General features: G+C 70.7%; 15 protein-coding genes. 4 read left to right on the forward strand and 11 right to left on the reverse strand.

Annotated elements, in window-relative coordinates:
- Positions 1–211 precede the first annotated feature (211 nt).
- A complete protein-coding gene (locus tag AB0472_RS24665) occupies positions 212–1801 on the forward strand; it encodes an MFS transporter (protein WP_366359265.1) in 1590 nt (529 codons plus the stop codon).
- 485 nt (positions 1802–2286) lie between these two features.
- On the opposite strand, the gene AB0472_RS24670 is transcribed toward AB0472_RS24665, so the two are convergent.
- Together AB0472_RS24670 and AB0472_RS24675 are read right to left on the reverse strand one after the other, a co-directional pair.
- Positions 2287–3606 carry a TRAM domain-containing protein gene (locus tag AB0472_RS24670; RefSeq protein WP_366359014.1) on the reverse strand — a complete coding sequence of 440 codons (1320 nt, stop codon included), beginning with the start codon at positions 3604–3606 and terminating at the stop codon, positions 2287–2289.
- 98 nt (positions 3607–3704) lie between these two features.
- Complete coding sequence (locus tag AB0472_RS24675) at positions 3705–5750, reverse strand: APC family permease (RefSeq protein WP_366359016.1); 2046 nt, start codon at positions 5748–5750, stop codon at positions 3705–3707.
- 363 nt (positions 5751–6113) lie between these two features.
- Between AB0472_RS24675 and AB0472_RS24680 the strand changes: the two genes are divergently transcribed.
- Both AB0472_RS24680 and AB0472_RS24685 read left to right on the forward strand, forming a co-directional pair.
- The gene (locus tag AB0472_RS24680; protein ID WP_123973518.1) at positions 6114–6785 is read left to right on the forward strand and encodes a TrkA family potassium uptake protein; all 672 of its coding nucleotides are present in this window, start codon (positions 6114–6116) and stop codon (positions 6783–6785) included.
- Positions 6785–7456, forward strand: a complete 672-nt coding sequence (locus AB0472_RS24685) for a TrkA family potassium uptake protein (protein WP_366359018.1) — start codon at positions 6785–6787, stop codon at positions 7454–7456. The genes AB0472_RS24680 and AB0472_RS24685 overlap by 1 nt, the downstream gene beginning before the upstream one ends.
- Before the next feature lie 85 nt (positions 7457–7541).
- On the opposite strand, the gene AB0472_RS24690 is transcribed toward AB0472_RS24685, so the two are convergent.
- From AB0472_RS24690 to AB0472_RS24725, 8 genes are all read right to left on the reverse strand, one after another.
- Complete coding sequence (locus AB0472_RS24690) at positions 7542–8318, reverse strand: DUF3159 domain-containing protein (RefSeq protein ID WP_366359020.1); 777 nt, start codon at positions 8316–8318, stop codon at positions 7542–7544.
- 3 nt (positions 8319–8321) lie between these two features.
- Entirely contained in the window at positions 8322–8720 is a 399-nt protein-coding gene (locus AB0472_RS24695) for an OB-fold nucleic acid binding domain-containing protein (RefSeq protein ID WP_293992734.1), read from the reverse strand.
- A gap of 77 nt (positions 8721–8797) precedes the next feature.
- Entirely contained in the window at positions 8798–9484 is a 687-nt protein-coding gene (locus AB0472_RS24700; protein WP_366359022.1) for a response regulator, read from the reverse strand.
- Complete coding sequence (locus AB0472_RS24705; protein WP_366359024.1) at positions 9481–12039, reverse strand: sensor histidine kinase KdpD; 2559 nt, start codon at positions 12037–12039, stop codon at positions 9481–9483. The genes AB0472_RS24700 and AB0472_RS24705 overlap by 4 nt, the downstream gene beginning before the upstream one ends.
- 154 nt (positions 12040–12193) lie before the next feature.
- Positions 12194–13360, reverse strand: coding sequence for an alginate lyase family protein (locus AB0472_RS24710; protein ID WP_366359026.1), 1167 nt, complete (start codon positions 13358–13360; stop codon positions 12194–12196).
- Between the two features lie 164 nt (positions 13361–13524).
- Positions 13525–14289: a DUF3710 domain-containing protein gene (locus AB0472_RS24715; RefSeq protein ID WP_366359028.1), complete on the reverse strand. Its 765-nt coding sequence runs from the start codon at positions 14287–14289 to the stop codon at positions 13525–13527.
- A 1-nt stretch (position 14290) separates the two neighbouring features.
- Positions 14291–14872, reverse strand: a complete 582-nt coding sequence (gene dut, locus AB0472_RS24720) for a dUTP diphosphatase (RefSeq protein WP_366359030.1) — start codon at positions 14870–14872, stop codon at positions 14291–14293.
- Entirely contained in the window at positions 14869–15453 is a 585-nt protein-coding gene (locus tag AB0472_RS24725; protein WP_366359032.1) for a PaaI family thioesterase, read from the reverse strand. The genes dut and AB0472_RS24725 overlap by 4 nt, the downstream gene beginning before the upstream one ends.
- Positions 15454–15511: 58 nt before the next feature.
- On the opposite strand from AB0472_RS24725, the gene AB0472_RS24730 reads away from it, so the two are divergent.
- The gene (locus AB0472_RS24730) at positions 15512–15979 is read left to right on the forward strand and encodes a DUF3093 domain-containing protein (RefSeq protein ID WP_366359034.1); all 468 of its coding nucleotides are present in this window, start codon (positions 15512–15514) and stop codon (positions 15977–15979) included.
- Positions 15980–16150: 171 nt separating this feature from the next.
- Here AB0472_RS24730 and AB0472_RS24735 read toward each other — a convergent pair whose 3' ends face one another.
- The gene (locus AB0472_RS24735) at positions 16151–17104 is read right to left on the reverse strand and encodes a hypothetical protein (RefSeq protein ID WP_366359036.1); all 954 of its coding nucleotides are present in this window, start codon (positions 17102–17104) and stop codon (positions 16151–16153) included.
- Between the last annotated feature and the right edge of the window lie 6 nt (positions 17105–17110).

Below are 17110 nucleotides of genomic sequence, written 5' to 3' on the forward strand. Positions count from 1 at the left end.
AGATAACTGTCGCTTGTAATCTATCCTATCCCGCGTTTAGTTTGATTACGACATCTATTTAACGGACGAGGCCACCCGGAGATCAGGCCGGGCCTTGCGCCGCCTCCCGCAGTCCGAGGCTGACGCCCCCCGTCCGGCAATCGCAGAACCATCGACAGCACTGGAGATCCCTGTGGCACCACCGCCCGCTCCCGCCGAGTCCTCGACACCCGTGCCGCCCGCCCAGCGGCGAAGGGTTTCCAAGGTGGTCCACCGTCGGCGCTGGGCCATCCTGACCGTGCTCGCGTGCAGCCTCCTGGTGGTGATGCTGGACAATTCGATCCTCAACGTGGCGATGAAGACCATCGCCCAGCCAGCTCCCACCGGACTCGGCTCCACTCAGAGTCAGCTGGAGTGGGCGGTCAACTCCTACACACTCGTCTTCGCCGGACTGCTCTTCACCGCGGGCCTGCTCGGTGACCGCCTCGGCCGCAAGAAGGTGTTGCTCTTCGGCATGGCCGTGTTCGGTGTGGGATCCGTCCTGTCCGCGCTGGCCGACTCTTCCGGGCAGCTCATCGCCTTCCGCGCCGTGATGGGCTTCGGCGGTGCCTTCATCCTGCCTGCCACCCTCGCGATCATCATGAACGTCTTCGAGCCCGAGGAGCAGCCCAAGGCAATCGGCACCTGGACCGGAGTGGTCGGTTTCGCCATAGCCGCCGGCCCGATAGCCGGCGGCGTCCTGCTGCAGCACTTCTGGTGGGGCTCGGTCTTCCTGGTCAATGTGCCGATCGTGGTCGCCGCGATGATCGCAATGGTCGTGATCGTCCCCGACTCCAAGGACCCCAGGCCCGGCAGGCTCGACCCGATCGGCGTGCTGCTGTCGATCACCGGTCTGGCGGTGCTGGTCTACGGCATCATCAAGGGCGGCCAGTTGGGCGACTTCACCCGGCCAGAGGCGTGGGCGTCGATCCTGGGCGGCCTGGCGGTCCTCGCCGGTTTCGTGGTGTACGAGGCCCGCAGCGATCATCCGGCCCTCGACATCACCTACTTCCGCAACCGGCGGTTCTCCGCCTCCGTCGCCGCCATCGGTCTGGTCTTCTTCGCCCTGATGGGCGTCACGTTCTTCTCCGTCTTCTACAACCAGAGCGTGCGGGGCTACAGCGTCCTGCAGTCCGGTCTGCTCGTGCTGCCGCTGGCCGCCTCCCAGATGTTCTTCGCTCCGCGGGCCCGGCTGGTCGTGGGCCGCTTCGGTGCCCGAGCCGTGTGCGCCTCTGGCCTCGTCCTGACCGCCGTGGCCTTCGCCGGCTTCCTGCTGCTCGGCCAGGACACCCCCATCTGGCTGCTGGAAGTGCTGTTCTTCCTGATGGGCACGGGGATGGCTCATGTGATGCCGCCCGCCACCGTCATGATCATGTCGTCGCTACCGAGGGAGAAGGCCGGCTCCGGGTCCGCGGTCAACAACACCTTCCGACAGGTCGGTGGAGCCATGGGGGTCGCCGTGCTGGGGTCGCTGCTGTCCACCACCTACCGCAACGACATCAACGGCCACCTGGGCGCGCTGCCCGCCTCCGACCGGCACGTCGCAGGTGAATCCGTCCAGGCGACCCTTACCGTCGCGCAGAAGCTGGGACCGGCCGGCAGGGCACTGGTACGGCCCGCGCACGACGCCTTCATCCACGCCATGCACGTCACCGCCATAGGGTCGGCGGCCGTCGCCCTTCTCGGCGCGGTCGTCGTACTGCTCTTCCTGCCGGGAAAGACCGCCGCCGTGGCCGCCGGTGATGACAAGTCCCAGCGCCAGACCGCAGGAGCCCCACGGTGATCGCGAGCCATCCCCCGCGAGACACCGGAGGTGACCGCCTGGCAGGACGTCCCCGCGCTGCCGCCGCAGACACCACCGTCAACGAATCCGCGCTGTGGGTGCTCGAGGAAGGCGCCCCGACAGGCAAGGGACAGCGCCGGTAGCGCTGGCGTCAGCCGGAACGCCATCCCCGGGAGACCCGCCGACGACGGTGGCGCCGGCCTCCTCCGCCTGGCAATCGCAGAACCAGCGACAGCAGCGGAGACCCCCGCACTCGCACCAGGACGATCGGGGCTTCATCGAGCTCTGCCGGCTGCTCAGGACGAGCGCCGTTCGAGCGTCAAGATTTTCGAGCGGCATAGCACCCCACAGTCGGCCTGCACGCCAGCTCGGCATGAAATCGCAGCTCGGACAACCCTCAGTGGAAGAACGCCCACTCGACTTGATGAACAACCGGAAACAGGTCGAGCAGCCGACGAACGCCGCAAAGCCGCAGGTCAGCCGTCCTACTTCGCAGGCTCCAGAATCGCCACGCACTCCACATGATGCGTCATCGGAAACAGGTCGAACGCCCGCAGTGTCCGTACCCGGTACCCCCCGTCCCGGAAGTACGCCAGGTCGCGGGCGAGGGCCGCCGGGTCGCAGGCGACGTAGGCGATGCGGCGGGCGCCGAGGGAGGAGAGGTGGGCCACGGTCTGGCGGCCCGCGCCCGCGCGGGGCGGGTCGAGGACGACGAGGTCGACCTCCGTGATGCCGGTGCGCGGGAGGACGGACTCGACCTTGCCCTGCTCGACACGGACCCGCGGGAACCCGGCGAGGTTGTGGCGGGCGTCCTCCACCGCGCGCTTGCCGGACTCGATGCCGAGGACCGCGCCCTTCTCGCCGAGGCGGTCGGCGAGGGCGCCGGCGAAGAGGCCGACGCCGCAGTAGAGATCCAGCGCCATCTCGCCCTTGCGCGGGAGGAGGCCCTGCATGACCGCGGTGACCAGGGTGTCCGCCGCCTTCGGGTGGACCTGCCAGAAGCCGCCGCTGCCGACCCGGTGGGTGCGGCCGTCGGCGCGTTCGCGGACGAAGGCGCGGCCGTGGACGCGGTGGATGCCGCCGTCGTGCTCGTCGACGCGCATGACCGAGACGGGCCGGTCGAGTTCGACGAGGGGAAGGCGGGCGCCGGGGCGCGGTTCCAGGATGACCATGCGGTCCTGGGAGCCCGTGGCGGCGATCGCGTCGACCGAGACCATGCCCGACCAGTCGCGCTCCTCGATGCCCAGCTCGCTGACGCCCGGCGCCGCGATCATGCAGTGCTCGATCGGCTCCACCTCGTGCGAGCGGTGCCGGCGCAGGCCCGCGTTGCCGTCGGCGTCGACGGCGTACTGCACCCGGGTCCGCCACTGCGGCACCTCGCCCGCCGGGAGTTTGTCGCCCTCCGCCGGCATGACCGTGCCGTCCCAGCCGACGTCCTCGGGGGTGAGACCCGCGAGCCGCTGGAGCTGCTCGGCGATCACCTCGCCCTTGAGGCGGCGCTGGGCGCCCGGCTTGGCGTGCTGCCAGTCGCAGCCGCCGCAGCGGCCGGGGCCGGCGTAGGGGCAGGGGGCCGGCACCCGGTCCTTGGAGGCGTCCAGGATGTCCACCGCGTCCGCGCGCAGGAAGCGGGCTCCCTCCTCGCCCTCGGTCACCCGGGCCACGACCCGCTCGCCGGGCAGCGCGTGCCGGACGAACAGCACCTGGCCCTCGGCGGTCCTGGCGATGCAGTGGCCGCCGTGCGCGACCGGGCCGACCTCGACCTCGTACTCCGTCCCCACCAGCGATTTCTTCGGTTCTGCCTGCATGGCGGGGTGACTCCAGATCAAGGGGGAGGGAAACGGCCCGGGCGGGGGCCGACGACAGCCCACCAGTCTACGGGGTCGCCGGCACTCCCTGTCCCCTCTCAGCCTCCGCTGTGCTCCTTGGGCCGGTGCTCCGCCGGACCGCGCCGGACCGCGCCGGGCGCGTTCCACTCCTGGCGCTTGCGGGCCCGGTTCCTGGCCGCCTCCGAGGACGCCAGCTGGTAGGGCACCGACGTCACCATCACGCCGGGCGTGAACAGCAGCCTGCCCTTGAGGCGCAGCGCGCTCTGGTTGTGCAGGATGTGCTCGTACCAGTGGCCGACGACGTACTCCGGGATGATCACGGAGACCGCGTCCCGCGGGGACTGGGCGCGCAGGCCCTTGACGTACTCGATGATCGGCCGGGTGATCTCGCGGTACGGGGAGTCGAGGACCTTCAGCGGTACGTCTATCCCGCGCCGCTCCCACTCCTCGCGCAGCGCCTTCGTCTCGGCCGGGTCGACGTTGACGGTGAGCGCCTCCAGGGTGTCCGAGCGCATCAGCCGGGCGTAGGCCAGGGCGCGCAGGGTGGGGCGGTGGATCTTGGAGATCAGCACGACCGAGTGCACGCGGGAGGGACGTACCAGGTCGTCGTCGGGCTCCTCGGGGGCCGAGATCTCCTCGGAGACGCGGTCGTAGTGCTTACGGATCACGGTCATCGTGGCGTAGAAGATGCACATGCCGAGCAGCGCCACCCAGGCGCCGTGGGTGAACTTCGTGACCAGGACGACGACCAGCACGAGGCCGGTGAAGAAGGCGCCGAACGCGTTGATCGCGCGGGAGCGGATCATGCGGCTGCGCTGGGCCGGGTCCTTCTCCACCGCCAGGTGGCGGTTCCAGTGCCGGACCATGCCGGTCTGGCTGAGCGTGAAGGAGACGAACACGCCGACGATGTACAGCTGGATCAGGCGGGTCGAGTCGGCGCCGTAGATGACCACCAGCAGCGCGGCGGCGCCGGCCAGGAGCACGATGCCGTTGGAGAAGGCCAGGCGGTCGCCGCGGGTGTGCAGCTGGCGCGGCAGGTAGCGGTCCTGGGCGAGGATCGAGCCGAGCAGCGGGAAGCCGTTGTACGCCGTGTTGGCGGCCAGGAAGAGGACCAGGGCCGTGGCGGCGGCGAGCAGGACGAACAGGAAGCTGCCCTTGCCGAAGACGGCCTCGGCGACCTGGGAGATCACCGGGTTCTGGACGTAGCCGGAGCCGATCGGGACGCCGCCCCGGATCAGGTCGGTGGCCGGGTTCTCGGCCATGCGGACCTTGGTGACCGCGGCGAGCGCGATGATGCCGCAGAACATGGTGACGGCCAGCAGGCCCATCATGGCCAGCGTGGTCGCCGCGTTCTTCGACTTCGGCTTGCGGAAGGCCGGGACGCCGTTGGAGATCGCCTCGACGCCGGTGAGCGCGGCACAGCCGGAGGAGAAGGCCCGCAGCAGGAGGAAGACGAGGGCGAAGCCGGCCAGGCCCTGGTGCTCGGCCCTGATGTGGTAGCCGGCGGTCGGCGCACGCATCGTGTCCCCGAGGACGAGGCCCCGGAAGGCACCCCACGCGATCATGATGAAGACGCCGCCGACGAACACGTACGTCGGGATCGCGAAGAGCTTGCCGGACTCCTTGACGCCGCGCAGGTTCATCAGCGTGAGCAGCACGATCACGGTGACCGCGCAGAACACCTTGTGCTCGACGACGAAGGGGATGGCGGAGCCGAGGTTCTCGATACCGGAGGCGATGGAGACGGCGACGGTCAGGACGTAGTCGACGAGCAGGGCGCTCGCGACGGTGAGGCCGGCCTTGGGGCCGAGGTTGGTGGTGGCGACCTCGTAGTCGCCGCCGCCGCTCGGGTAGGCGTGCACGTTCTGCCGGTAGGAGGCGACCACCGTGAACATCAGCACGACGACCGCGACGGCGATCCAGGGGCTGAAGTGGTACGCCGACACGCCCGCGATGGACAGGACCAGCAGGACCTCCCCCGGCGCGTAGGCGACGGAGGACAGCGGGTCGGAGGCGAAGACGGGGAGCGCGATGCGCTTCGGCAGGAGCGTTTCACCCAGTCTGTCGCTGCGCAGTGCGCGCCCGATCAGGATCCGTTTGGGCACGTCGGTCAGTTTGGACACGAGAGAGGATCGTAGGCCTTCCACCTGGCAGGTCTCCAGCCGCAGTGCGGGATCTGCCTCCCGAGTGAAAAAGGTGACTCCTGGAACTGCGGATTCCGCAGCTTACGCCCGATCCGTGCCTAGATGACAGACCCCGCCCGTCTTCGCACCTCGGAGGTCCCATGCCCGCGACCGCAGAGCTGATCGGCGCCACGGTCACCCTCGTCGGCCTCGGAATCCTCACCGCCATGAGCGTGCGCAGCATCACTCGGCGATGAGCGTGGCACAGGGGTGCCCGGCCGGGACGGTGCGTGTGTAGCTTGGGCCTCGGTCTGAGAACCTGATGTGGCTGAGCAGTAACTTTTGGACACCGGAAGGACGGTCGTGCACATCGTCATCATGGGCTGCGGCAGAGTGGGTTCCGCTCTCGCCCAGACCCTGGAGCAACAGGGGCACACGGTCGCCGTGATCGACCAGGACCCCACCGCCTTCCGCAGGCTGGGCCCCGGATTCGGGGGCCGCAGGGTCACCGGAGTCGGCTTCGACCAGGACACCCTGCGCGAGGCGGGCATCGAGGAGGCCGGCGCCTTCGCCGCCGTCTCCAGCGGCGACAACTCGAACATCATTTCGGCCCGGGTGGCCCGCGAGATGTTCGGCGTCGAGAACGTCGCGGCCCGCATCTACGACCCCCGGCGCGCCGAGGTCTACCAGCGCCTCGGTATCCCCACCGTCGCCACGGTCCGCTGGACCGCCGACCAGATGCTGCGCCGGCTGCTCCCCTCGGGCGCCGAGCCGCTGTGGCGCGACCCCACCGGCGGGGTCCAGCTCGCGGAGGTGCACGCCTCCCCGAAGTGGGTCGGCCACAAGATCAGCAAGCTCCAGGAGGAGACCGGGGTCCGGGTCGCGTTCCTGACCCGGCTCGGCGAGGCGATGCTGCCGACCTCGCAGACGGTCCTGCAGGAGGGCGACCTGGTGCACGTGATGATGCGGACGGACGACGTCGACAAGGTCGAGGCCGCCTTCGCCGAGGGTCCGGAAGAGGAGGGCGGTCACTGATGAGGGTCGCCATTGCCGGGGCCGGTGCCGTCGGCCGCTCCATCGCGGGCGAGCTGCTGGAGAACGGCCACGAGGTCCTGCTGATCGACAAGGCCCCGACCGCCATCTCGGTGGAGCGGGTCCCGCAGGCGGAGTGGCTGCTGGCCGACGCCTGTGAGATCACCGCCCTGGACGAGGCTGCGCTGCAGCGCTGCAACGTCGTGATCGCCGCGACCGGCGACGACAAGGTGAACCTGGTCGTCTCGCTGCTCGCGAAGACGGAGTACGGCGTGCCACGCGTCGTCGCCCGGGTCAACAACCCCAAGAACGAGTGGCTGTTCAACGAGTCCTGGGGTGTGGACGTCGCCGTCTCCACCCCGCGCCTGATGTCGGCGCTGGTGGAGGAGGCGGTGTCGGTCGGCGACCTGGTCCGGCTGCTGCGCTTCAGCCACGGCGACGCGAACCTGGTCGAGCTGACCCTGCCCGAGGAGTCGGCCCTGGCCGGCACCCAGGTCGGCGACGTGGAGTGGCCCGAGGACACCTCGCTGGTCACGATCATCCGCGGCACCCGGGTCCTCACCCCCTCCAAGGAGGACTCCCTGGAAGCCGGTGACGAGCTGCTGTTCGTCGCGGCCCAGGCCCGCGAGGAGCAGCTGGAGGACCTGCTGTCGGTACGGCGGGAAGACGGCTGACGCGGACAGAGCAGAAGGGCGCCCCCCGTAGCGGGGGGCGCCCTTCTGTCATACGTGGCACGTAGCTGCCTGCGGTGGCGTCCGGCTACCTGCGGTGGCGTCCGCCGGAGACGTCGCCGCTCTCCGCGGCGAGCGCCGCCCTGCGCTCCTCCTCGGCCTCCTCGGCCTTCTCCGCCGCCTCCATCTCCGCGAACACGTCGATCGGTGCCGGGGCCTTCGCCAGGAAGACCCAGGTGAGCCAGACCGCGAGCAGGAACGGCGGGATCTTCAGGGCGACCAGCACCCAGCCGAGCTGGGCGGTGTTGGCCCACCAGTACAGCGGGAAGAGGATCGCGCACTTGGCGAGCAGGATCAGTCCCCACGCCCAGCTGGCCTTGGCGTACGCCTTCTTGCGGCCGGGGTTGCGGGTGCGCCAGGAGAGGTTCTCCTTGAAGACCGGGCCGAGGATCAGGCCGATCAGCGGGACCCCGCACAGGGTCGTGACGATGTAGGCCAGGGCCAGGCCCAGCGTGTAGAGCATGCCGGGGAGGTAGAAGTCCTTGGCGTTGCCGGTCATCATCGCGAAGACGACACCGAAGGCGACGCCGAAGACACCACTGAAGGCGTGCTTGACGGTGTCCCGCATGGCGAGGCGGACCACGACCAGCACCACCGACACCGCGAGGGCGGCGATGGCCGACCAGTGCAGGTCCTTGTTGATGGTGAAGATCGTGACGAAGAGCAGGCCGGGCAGGACCGTCTCGACCATGCCCCGGACACCGCCGAACGCCTCGAAGAGCGCGGCCTCGGTCACCGCCCGCGCATCCTGCTGCGGGGCGTCCTCCGCCTGCGTGTCTTCGGTCGGCTTGTCGAGCGACGTCACCGGCTACTCCCTACCGAGGGGTCTCAGTTCGTACTTGGGATTGAACAGCACCCGGCGGCCCCGGCTCAGCGAGATCCGGCCCGATGCGATCAGCCTGCGTCCCGGCTCTATGCCGACGATGGAACGCCTGCCGAGCCACACCACGTCCAGCGCGGCCGAGCCGTCGAACAGCTCGGCCTCCAGGGCCGGGACCCCGGCGCGTGGCCGCAGGGTGACCGTGCGCAAGGTACCAGTTACGGTGACGATCTGCCGGTCGTGGCAGTCGCCGATCCGGGTGCAGCCCGCGGTGTCGGCGTCCTCGCGCAGCTCCTCCGACTCCAGGTCCTCCTGGGACGAGGAGAGCCGGTCGAGCATGCGCCGGAACCGGCCGGCCGGCTTCTCGGAACGAGGAACAGCACTCATGTCTGAAGCGTACCGGGGCACACCGGCACCGCCGTAGTCCAGCTCACTTCGCGACCCGCCTCACTTTCCGAACGGTCCTATCTCTCGAACCGGTACCCCATCCCGGGTTCGGTGATGAAGTGCTTCGGGTGCGAGGGATCCGCCTCCAGCTTCCTGCGCAGCTGTGCCATGTACACGCGCAGGTAGTTGGTCTCCGTCCCGTACGACGGCCCCCACACCTCCTGCAGCAGCTGCTTCTGGCTGACCAGCCGCCCGGTGTTGCGGACCAGCACCTCCAGGAGGTGCCACTCGGTCGGGGTGAGCCGGACGTCCCGGCCCGCCCGGTTGACCTTCTTCGCGGCCAGGTCGACGGTGAACCCCTCGGTCTCCACCAGGACGTCGTCCTCGCCACCCCCGTCGACGGGCTCGGCGCGGCGTACGGCGGCCCGCAGCCGGGCCAGCAGCTCGTCCATGCCGAAGGGCTTGGTGACGTAGTCGTCGGCGCCCGCGTCGAGCGCCTCGACCTTCTCGTCGGAGGAGTGCCGGGCGGAGAGGACGAGGATCGGCACGCGGGTCCAGCCGCGCAGCCCCCTGATCACCTCGACGCCGTCCATGTCGGGCAGGCCGAGATCGAGGACGACCACGTCGGGGTGGCGGGAGGCGGCCAGTTCGAGGGCGGTACGGCCGTCGGGAGCCGCGTCGACCTCGTACTTGCGCGCCTTGAGGTTGATCACGAGGGCGCGCACGATCTGCGGCTCGTCGTCGACCACGAGCACACGGGTCATGAGGCCTGCCTTTCCGGTTCTGCCAGGGGTTCTGCCGCGGCCCGGGCCGCGTCGGTGACCGATCCTGCCGCGCGGAGGCTGAGGACCATGGTGAGCCCGCCGCCGGGCGTGTCCTCGGCGTTCAGGGTGCCGCCCATCGCCTCCGCGAAGCCCCGGGCGACCGCGAGTCCGAGTCCGACCCCGGCACCGCGCGGAGCGTCACCGTAGCGCTGGAAGGGCTCGAATATGCGTTCCTTGGCCTCGTCGGGCACCCCGGGCCCGCGGTCCACGATCCGCACCTCCACCCGGTCCGCGATGGCGCTGGCGGAGACCAGTACGGGGCGTTCGGCCGGGCTGTACTTGACGGCGTTCTCGACCAGGTTGGCCACCGACCGCTCCAGCAGCCCGGCGTCGGCCTCGACCATCGGCAGGGTCTCGGGCACGTCGAGGTCCACGCTGCCGTCGGGTACGCCGACCAGCGCCATCGGGACCACCTCGTCGAGGTCGGTCTCGTGGACGATCGGGGTGACGGTGCCGGTCTGCAGGCGGGACATGTCGAGCAGGTTGCCGACGAGGTGGTCCAGGCGGTCGGCGCCCTCCTCGATGCCTTCGAGGAGCTCGGCCCGGTCCTCCTCGGACCAGTCCACGTCGTCCGAGCGGAGCGAGGTGACCGCCGCCTTGATGCCTGCCAGCGGGGTGCGCAGGTCGTGGCTGACGGCGGCGAGCAGGGCGGTACGGATCCGGTTGCCCTCGGCGAGCGTGCGGGCCTGCTCGGCCTTCTCCTGGAGGCGCCTGCGGTCCAGGACGACGACCGCCTGGGCGGCGAAGGCGGCGAGTACCCGGCGGTCCTCGGCGGGCAGCACCCGGCCGGTCAGCGCGAGCGCCATGTGGTCGCCTATCGGCATGTCGACGTCACCGTCCTCGGGCCGCTCCAGGGCGGGTCCGAAGCCGGCGCGCCCGGCGCAGCTCCACGGCTCGACGTCGCTCGCCCGCTCCAGGAGGGCGGCGGACTCCATGCCGAAGGTCTCCCGGACGCGTTCGAGCAGTTCCTCCAGGCGGGTCTCGCCGCGCAGCACGTTGCCGGCCAGGAAGGAGAGGATCTCCGACTCGGCGCGCAGCCGGGCCGCCTGGTGGGTGCGGCGGGCCGCGAGGTCCACGACCGAGGCGACGGACAGCGCGACCCCGAAGAAGATCACGATGGCCACGATGTTCTTCGGGTCGGCGATGGTCAGCCGGTGCAGGGGCGGGGTGTAGAAGTAGTTCAGCAGCAGCGACCCGAAGGCCGCCGAGGCGAGCGCCGGGAACAGCCCGCCGAGCAGCGCGGCCGCGACCGTGAAGGTCAGGAAGAGCAGCATGTCGTTGGCGAGGCCGAGGTCGACGGTGTTGAGCAGCACCGCCATCACGGCCGGGCCGATCAGGCCGACCAGCCAGCCGGCGATGATCCGGCCCCGCCCGAGCCGGGCGCCCCGGGCCACCGGCAGCCCGCGGCCCTTGCCGGCCTCGCCGTGGGTGACGATGTGGACGTCCAGGTCCGGTCCGGACTCACGGGCGACGGTGGCGCCGACACCGGGTCCGAGGACGTACTGCCAGGCCTTGCGGCGCGAGGAGCCGAGGACGATCTGGGTGGCGTTGACGCCGCGCGCGAAGTCGAGCAGGGCCGCGGGGATGTCCTCGCCGACGACGTGGTGGAAGGTGCCGCCGAGGTCCTCGACGAGGGTGCGCTGGACGGCGAGTTCCTTCGGGGAGGCCGACGTCAGGCCGTCGCTGCGGGAGATGTAGACGGCGAGCACCTCGCCGCCGGCGCCCTTCTCGGCGAGCCGGGCGGCCCGCCGGATCAGCGTCCGCCCCTCCGGGCCGCCGGTGAGCCCGACGACGATCCGCTCCCGCGAGCCCCAGATCGCCGACACCTGGTGCTCGCTGCGGTACTGCTTCAGGTACTCGTCGACCCGGTCGGCCACCCACAGCAGCGCCAGCTCGCGCAGGGCGGTCAGGTTGCCCGGCCGGAAGTAGTTCGACAGGGCCGCGTCGACCTTGTCGGACTGGTAGATGTTGCCGTGCGCCATGCGCCGGCGCAGCGCCTGGGGCGACATGTCGACCAGCTCGATCTGGTCCGCGCGCCGTACCACCTCGTCGGGCACCGTCTCGCGCTGGCGCACGCCGGTGATGGACTCGACGACGTCGCCGAGCGATTCGAGGTGCTGGATGTTGACGGTCGAGATCACGTCGATCCCTGCGGCCAGCAGCTCCTCCACGTCCTGCCAGCGCTTGGCGTTGCGGGAGCCTGGGATGTTCGTGTGGGCGAGCTCGTCCACCAGGGCGACGGCGGGCGCCCTGCGCAGCACCGCGTCCACGTCCATCTCCGTGAACACGGCGCCCCGGTACTCCAGTTCCCTGCGCTGGATCTGCTCCAGGCCGTGCAGCATCACCTCGGTGCGCTGCCGCTCGTGGTGCTCGACGAAGGCGACCACGCAGTCGGTCCCCCGCTCCACGCGCCGGTGTGCCTCGGAGAGCATGGCGTAGGTCTTGCCCACGCCCGGTGCCGCACCGAGATAGATCCGAAGCTTGCCGCGTGCCATGGTCCTATTGTCTTCCTGCAACTGCCGTCAACGCAGCGTCGACCTTACGGCCAACAATCCCGGCGAATGGTGCAGGGGCCCCGGCAGCGGGCATCTTTGACGCAACCCTGATGGGCGCCGGTGCCGCGGCCCCGACGCCCGTGCCGGGGGTGGCTCAGTTGGGGTTGTCGCCGTGGGTGAGGGTCTCCCAGGCGACGAAGAGGTTGTTGGTGCCGGCGGGGCGGTTGTTCTGGGTGAGCGTCTGGGTGTTGGTCATCGCGATGCCGAGGCGGTTGTGGAGGGCGTTGTAGCCGACCTCGGTGACGGGCCCGAGGCCCAGGTTCAGGGAGCCGCCGCAGAGCCAGCCGGGGACGGCGGTGCCCAGCTGGTACTTGGCCTGGAAGCCGAGCGCCTGCCGCAGCCGCTCGCCGACGTCCGTGCCGTACAGGTCCTGGCCCTGGATCCGGCTGGTCTCGGCGACGTGCGAGATCGCGGAGATGCCGTACCCGGTGTGCGTGAAGTCCCGGCAGGTCTCCTGGGTGAGGCCGGTGACGAAGGTGGACTGGCCCTGCCAGTAGGAGACGATCTTGGCGGTGGTGTCCAGGTTCTGGCTGGGCACGGTCTTCGGCACCGAGCCGTCGGAGGCCAGGTAGACGTAGGCGGCGGTGCGGGTGCGGAACTTCGCCATGGCCGTGTCGTACGACGCCTTGTCCTCCAGGAAGACGGAGATGCCGACGGCGGCCTCCATCATCGACAGCTCCCAGTTGCCGTTGGAGTTGGAGCCCTTGATGACGGTGGGCAGGTAGACGGTGCGCAGCATGGTGGCGAAGCGGGCCTCGTTCGCCCAGGTGCCGGTGTACGTGTACCTGATGATCTCGGCGGCCTTGGGCCAGGAGGAGCCCGCCCAGCCGGTCTGCAGCGGAGCGTTGCTGTTGGTGTGGCTGGTGATGGTGGCCGACCAGGCGTCCATGATCTGGATGGCCTTCTGGGCGTAGCGGGCGTCCTTGGTGATGTACCAGGCGAGGGCGTCGGTGTAGGCGGCGATCGCGTCCTCGCGCTCGTCGGTGCAGCCGTAGTCCGGGTTCGAGTACGAGCCGCACTCGACCGTCGCCCTGGGGGTGGGCGTGCGGTTCAGGTCGGCGTACTTGCTCGCCATCATCTGGTCGTAGGCCGCCTTCCACGGCTGGGCGCCGGCCAGCACCTCGGTGCGGGCGAAGTCCAGCTGGCTCCTGGAGACGGTGACCCCGGGGTGCACGAAGGTGCTGGGGGCGGCCTGGGCCGGCCAGGAGAGGGCTCCGGCGAGGAGGGCGGCGACGGTCACGAGGAGTCCGGTTCTGCGCATACCTGAAGGCCTTCCGTTCATGTAGGTGAACGTGGGGCGCCTTTATGAACGACGCGTTGAGCCGTGACCGTAGGTACAGACCAATTCGCCGTCAAGGGGTCGCGCACACAAAAGAGCCGCACCCCGAAGGGTGCGGCTCTCGAACGGTTCTCCCCGCGGAGCGCCTAGCGGACCTCGGTGATCTCCGGTCCGCGCTGGAGCTGGCCCATGCCGCCGGAGAAGCGCGAGGACTCCTCCTGCTGCACGCCCTCGGGGACCATCTGGGCGTCGTTGGGCAGCTTCAGGACGATCGGGTCACGGGGTGCCATCGGGCCCTCGCCACGGACCACGACGGTGTCCCGGAAGATCTGCTCCAGGAGGCCGGCCGCCTGCGGCTGCACCGCGCCCTGCCCGGAGATCACCCCGCGCAGGAACCAGCGCGGACCGTCCACACCGACGAACCGCACCACCTGGAAGCCGCCCGTGCCGTCCGGCAGCTGGACGGGCACCTGGGCGCGCAGCTCCCAGCCCAGCGGACCCTCGACCTCGTCGACGATGCCGCCCTGCTGGGTGATGCCGGTCGCGATCTCCTCGCGGACCTCGCCCCAGATGCCCTCGCGCTTGGGCGCGGCGAAGGCCTGCAGCTGGATGGCGCTGTCGCGCAGTACGACGGTCGCCGCGACGATCGCGTCGCCCGCGACCTCGACCCGGAGCTCCATGCCGTCCACGCCGGGCACGAACAGACCGCCCAGGTCCACCCGGCCCTCGCCGGGCTCGCGCACCTCGGTGTCGTCCCACGGCCCGTCGGGCCGGGGCTCCGGCTCCAGACGAACGCGCTCGCGCTCGCCCTCTGCTTCCTCGTCCGCCTCGGTGCCGACGCTGTCGACGACCTGCTCGGTCTCGCCGGCCGCGTCCTCGGCGGCACCCTTCTTGTTGCGACGTCCGAACACGTCACTGTCCTTCCCGGTCGGATACGACCGAAGCGTATCGATTCCCACCCGTCCGACCGCCCTCGGCGGCCTGACCGCTTGTGCCGCTCACGTCGTCCACCGCGGCATGACCGCCGGTGGACCCGAAGCCCCCCTCGGCCCGCGCCGAATCGGGAAGCTCCGCCACCTCGTGGAAGCGGACCCTCTCGACCTGCTGGACGACCAGTTGGGCGATCCGGTCGAAGCGCTCGAACCGCACCGCCTCGCGCGGGTCGAGATTCACCACGATCACCTTGATCTCCCCACGGTACCCGGCATCAATCGTCCCCGGGGCATTCACGAGGGCCACACCGCACCGGGCGGCGAGCCCCGAACGGGGGTGCACGAAGGCCGCGTACCCCTCCGGGAGGGCGATCGACACCCCTGTGGGCAGTACGGCCCGTTCCCCGGGCTCCAGCTCGCACGCCTCGGTGGTACGCAGATCGGCTCCCGCGTCACCGGGATGCTCGTACGCCGGAAGCGGTACCTCCGGGTCGACGCGGCGGACGAGGACACCGAGCGGGGCCGCCGAACGGGCCGGGACCGGGAATTCTGCAGGGTTCACGGATTCACCTCGAAGGCGCGGGCGCGCCGGGCCTGGTCCGGGTCCTTCATGGCGGCCCGGATCTCTTCCTCGCGTCCGTTGTCGACGAAGTGCTCGACCGGGACCTCGACGAAGAGGGCGTCGGCGCGGACCGCGACGGGGCCCGTGGGGCCGCCCACGCGTCCGGTGGCGGTCGAGTAGATCTTCCGGCCGGCCACGGCGACCACCTCGGCCGCCAGGTGGAGGGTGGTGCCCACGGGGACGGGCCGCACGAAGTCGGTCTCCAGCCGTCCCGTCACGGCGATCTTCCGCAGCAGCCAGTTCAGCGAGCCCAGCGTCTCGTCCAGGGCGGTGGCGAGCACCCCGCCGTGCGCGAGTCCCGGGGCGCCCTGGTGGGCCGGACGCACGGTGAACTCGGCGGTCAGGGAGACACCCTCGCCGGCCCGTACCTCCAGGTGCAGCCCGTGCGACTGGCCGTGCCCACACCCGAAACAGTGTTCGTAGTGTGCGCCGATGAGCTCGCCGGGCGCGGGCGCGTCGGGGTGCCGCTCCGGTTTCCGGGCACTGGCGGGAGGCTGAAGAGCTGGGGGACTACCACTCACAGGCGCAGACCTTACCCGCGCGTCCGGTGAATCCGGACACCGTGCCAAGCTTGGCTCCATGCAGCTCTCCGCCACCCCGTACGAAGAACGCCTCACCGCCCCCCGGTCCTGGTGGTTCATCAGCTTCCTGGTCGGCGTCTCGTTCGCCCTGATCCTGCTGCCCTTCGGCACCCTGCCGATGCTGGGCGGCCTGGCCGGCGGGACGGCCGCGGCAGCGGTGGTGGCCAGTTCGTACGGCTCCCTGCGGATCCGGGTCGTCGGCGACTCGCTGATCGCGGGCGAGGCGAAGATCCCGGTGTCGGCCCTGGGCCCGGCGGAGATCCTGGAGCCCGACGAGGCGCGCGCCTGGCGCACGTACAAGGCCGACGTGCGCGCCTTCCTGCTGCTGCGCTCCTACATCCCGAGGGCCCTGCGGGTGGAGGTCACGGACCCGGACGACCCGACCCCGTACCTGTACCTGTCGACCCGCGAGCCGGAGGCCCTGGCGGCGGCGATCGAGGCGGCGAAGAGCAGCACGAAGGCGTAGGCGCACCGCCGGGGGTGCCGAGATCCGCCGGGTGCGGCGCCGTCGTGGCTGGTCGGGCGGTTCCTTCCCCATCCTGCGGCCGGGGGTACCTCCAGCGCCCCTACGCGACGCTGTCCGACCCCGGCGGCCGTGACGGCTCGGTGTGTTCTCCCGCCGCGGCGGGAGCCCCGTTCAGCCGCCGAAGTCCTCCGGCAGCTCGGCGATCGGCAGCGGCTCCGCCGGCTTCTCCAGCGGCGGCAGCTCCGGCAGCTCCTCCCAGGGCACCTGGATCTTTCTCAGGTCCTTCCGGATCCGCTCCGCGAGTTTCCGGGTGTCCCGGCGGTTCATGACCGCCCCCACCGCGGCGCCCACCATGAACGGCATCAGGTTGGGCAGGTCCCGAACCATCCGCTTCATGATCTGCTGGCGCAGCTCGCGCTTCATGTGCCCGCCGAGGGCGTTGTTGATCGTCGACGGCTTCATCACGTCGATCCCGCGCTCCCCCGACCAGGAGGACAGGTACGCGGTGCTGCGGGCCTTCAGGTTCCCCGGCGGCCGCACGCCGTACACCTCGTGGAGCTCGGCGATCATCTTCAGCTCGATCGCCGCGACCCCGGTGATCTCCGCGGCCAGCTCGGTCGGCATCGCCGGCGGCACCGGCAGCATCGCCGCCGCCCCGACACCGGCCCCGACCGCCGAGGTCGCGCCGGCCGCGCCCGCCACGAGCTTGTCGGCGAGCTGCTCCGGCCCGAGCCCCGGGAACTGCCGGCGCAGGGTCCCGAGGTCACGTACGGGGACACGCGGGGCGATCTCGATGATCCGGTCCGCGAGGTACGCCAGCCCCGCTTTCGCCCGGCTGCTGCCCTTACGGGCCCCTTCCCGGGCCATGTCCACGGCCTTGTCCCGGAGGGCCGCGGCCCTCCCCCGCTCTCGGCCTCGCTCGAGCGGGGGGACCCCCACCCGGGTGTCGGGCGCGGGGCTGTCCGCCGGCGCCGGGAGGTCACCCCGGCCGGCCGCCGGTTCGAGCGAGGCTCCCGTTTCGGGTGAGCCCCGCTCGTCATCACGCGCGCGTGGGCCGTCGGACGGCCCCGAGTCCGCTCCCCCGAGCGGGAAGCGGCGCTTCCGAGGTGGGGTCGAGCCAGCCATGCCCGA

The organism is Streptomyces sp. NPDC086777 (assembly GCF_040702065.1).
Lineage (GTDB): Bacteria > Actinomycetota > Actinomycetes > Streptomycetales > Streptomycetaceae > Streptomyces.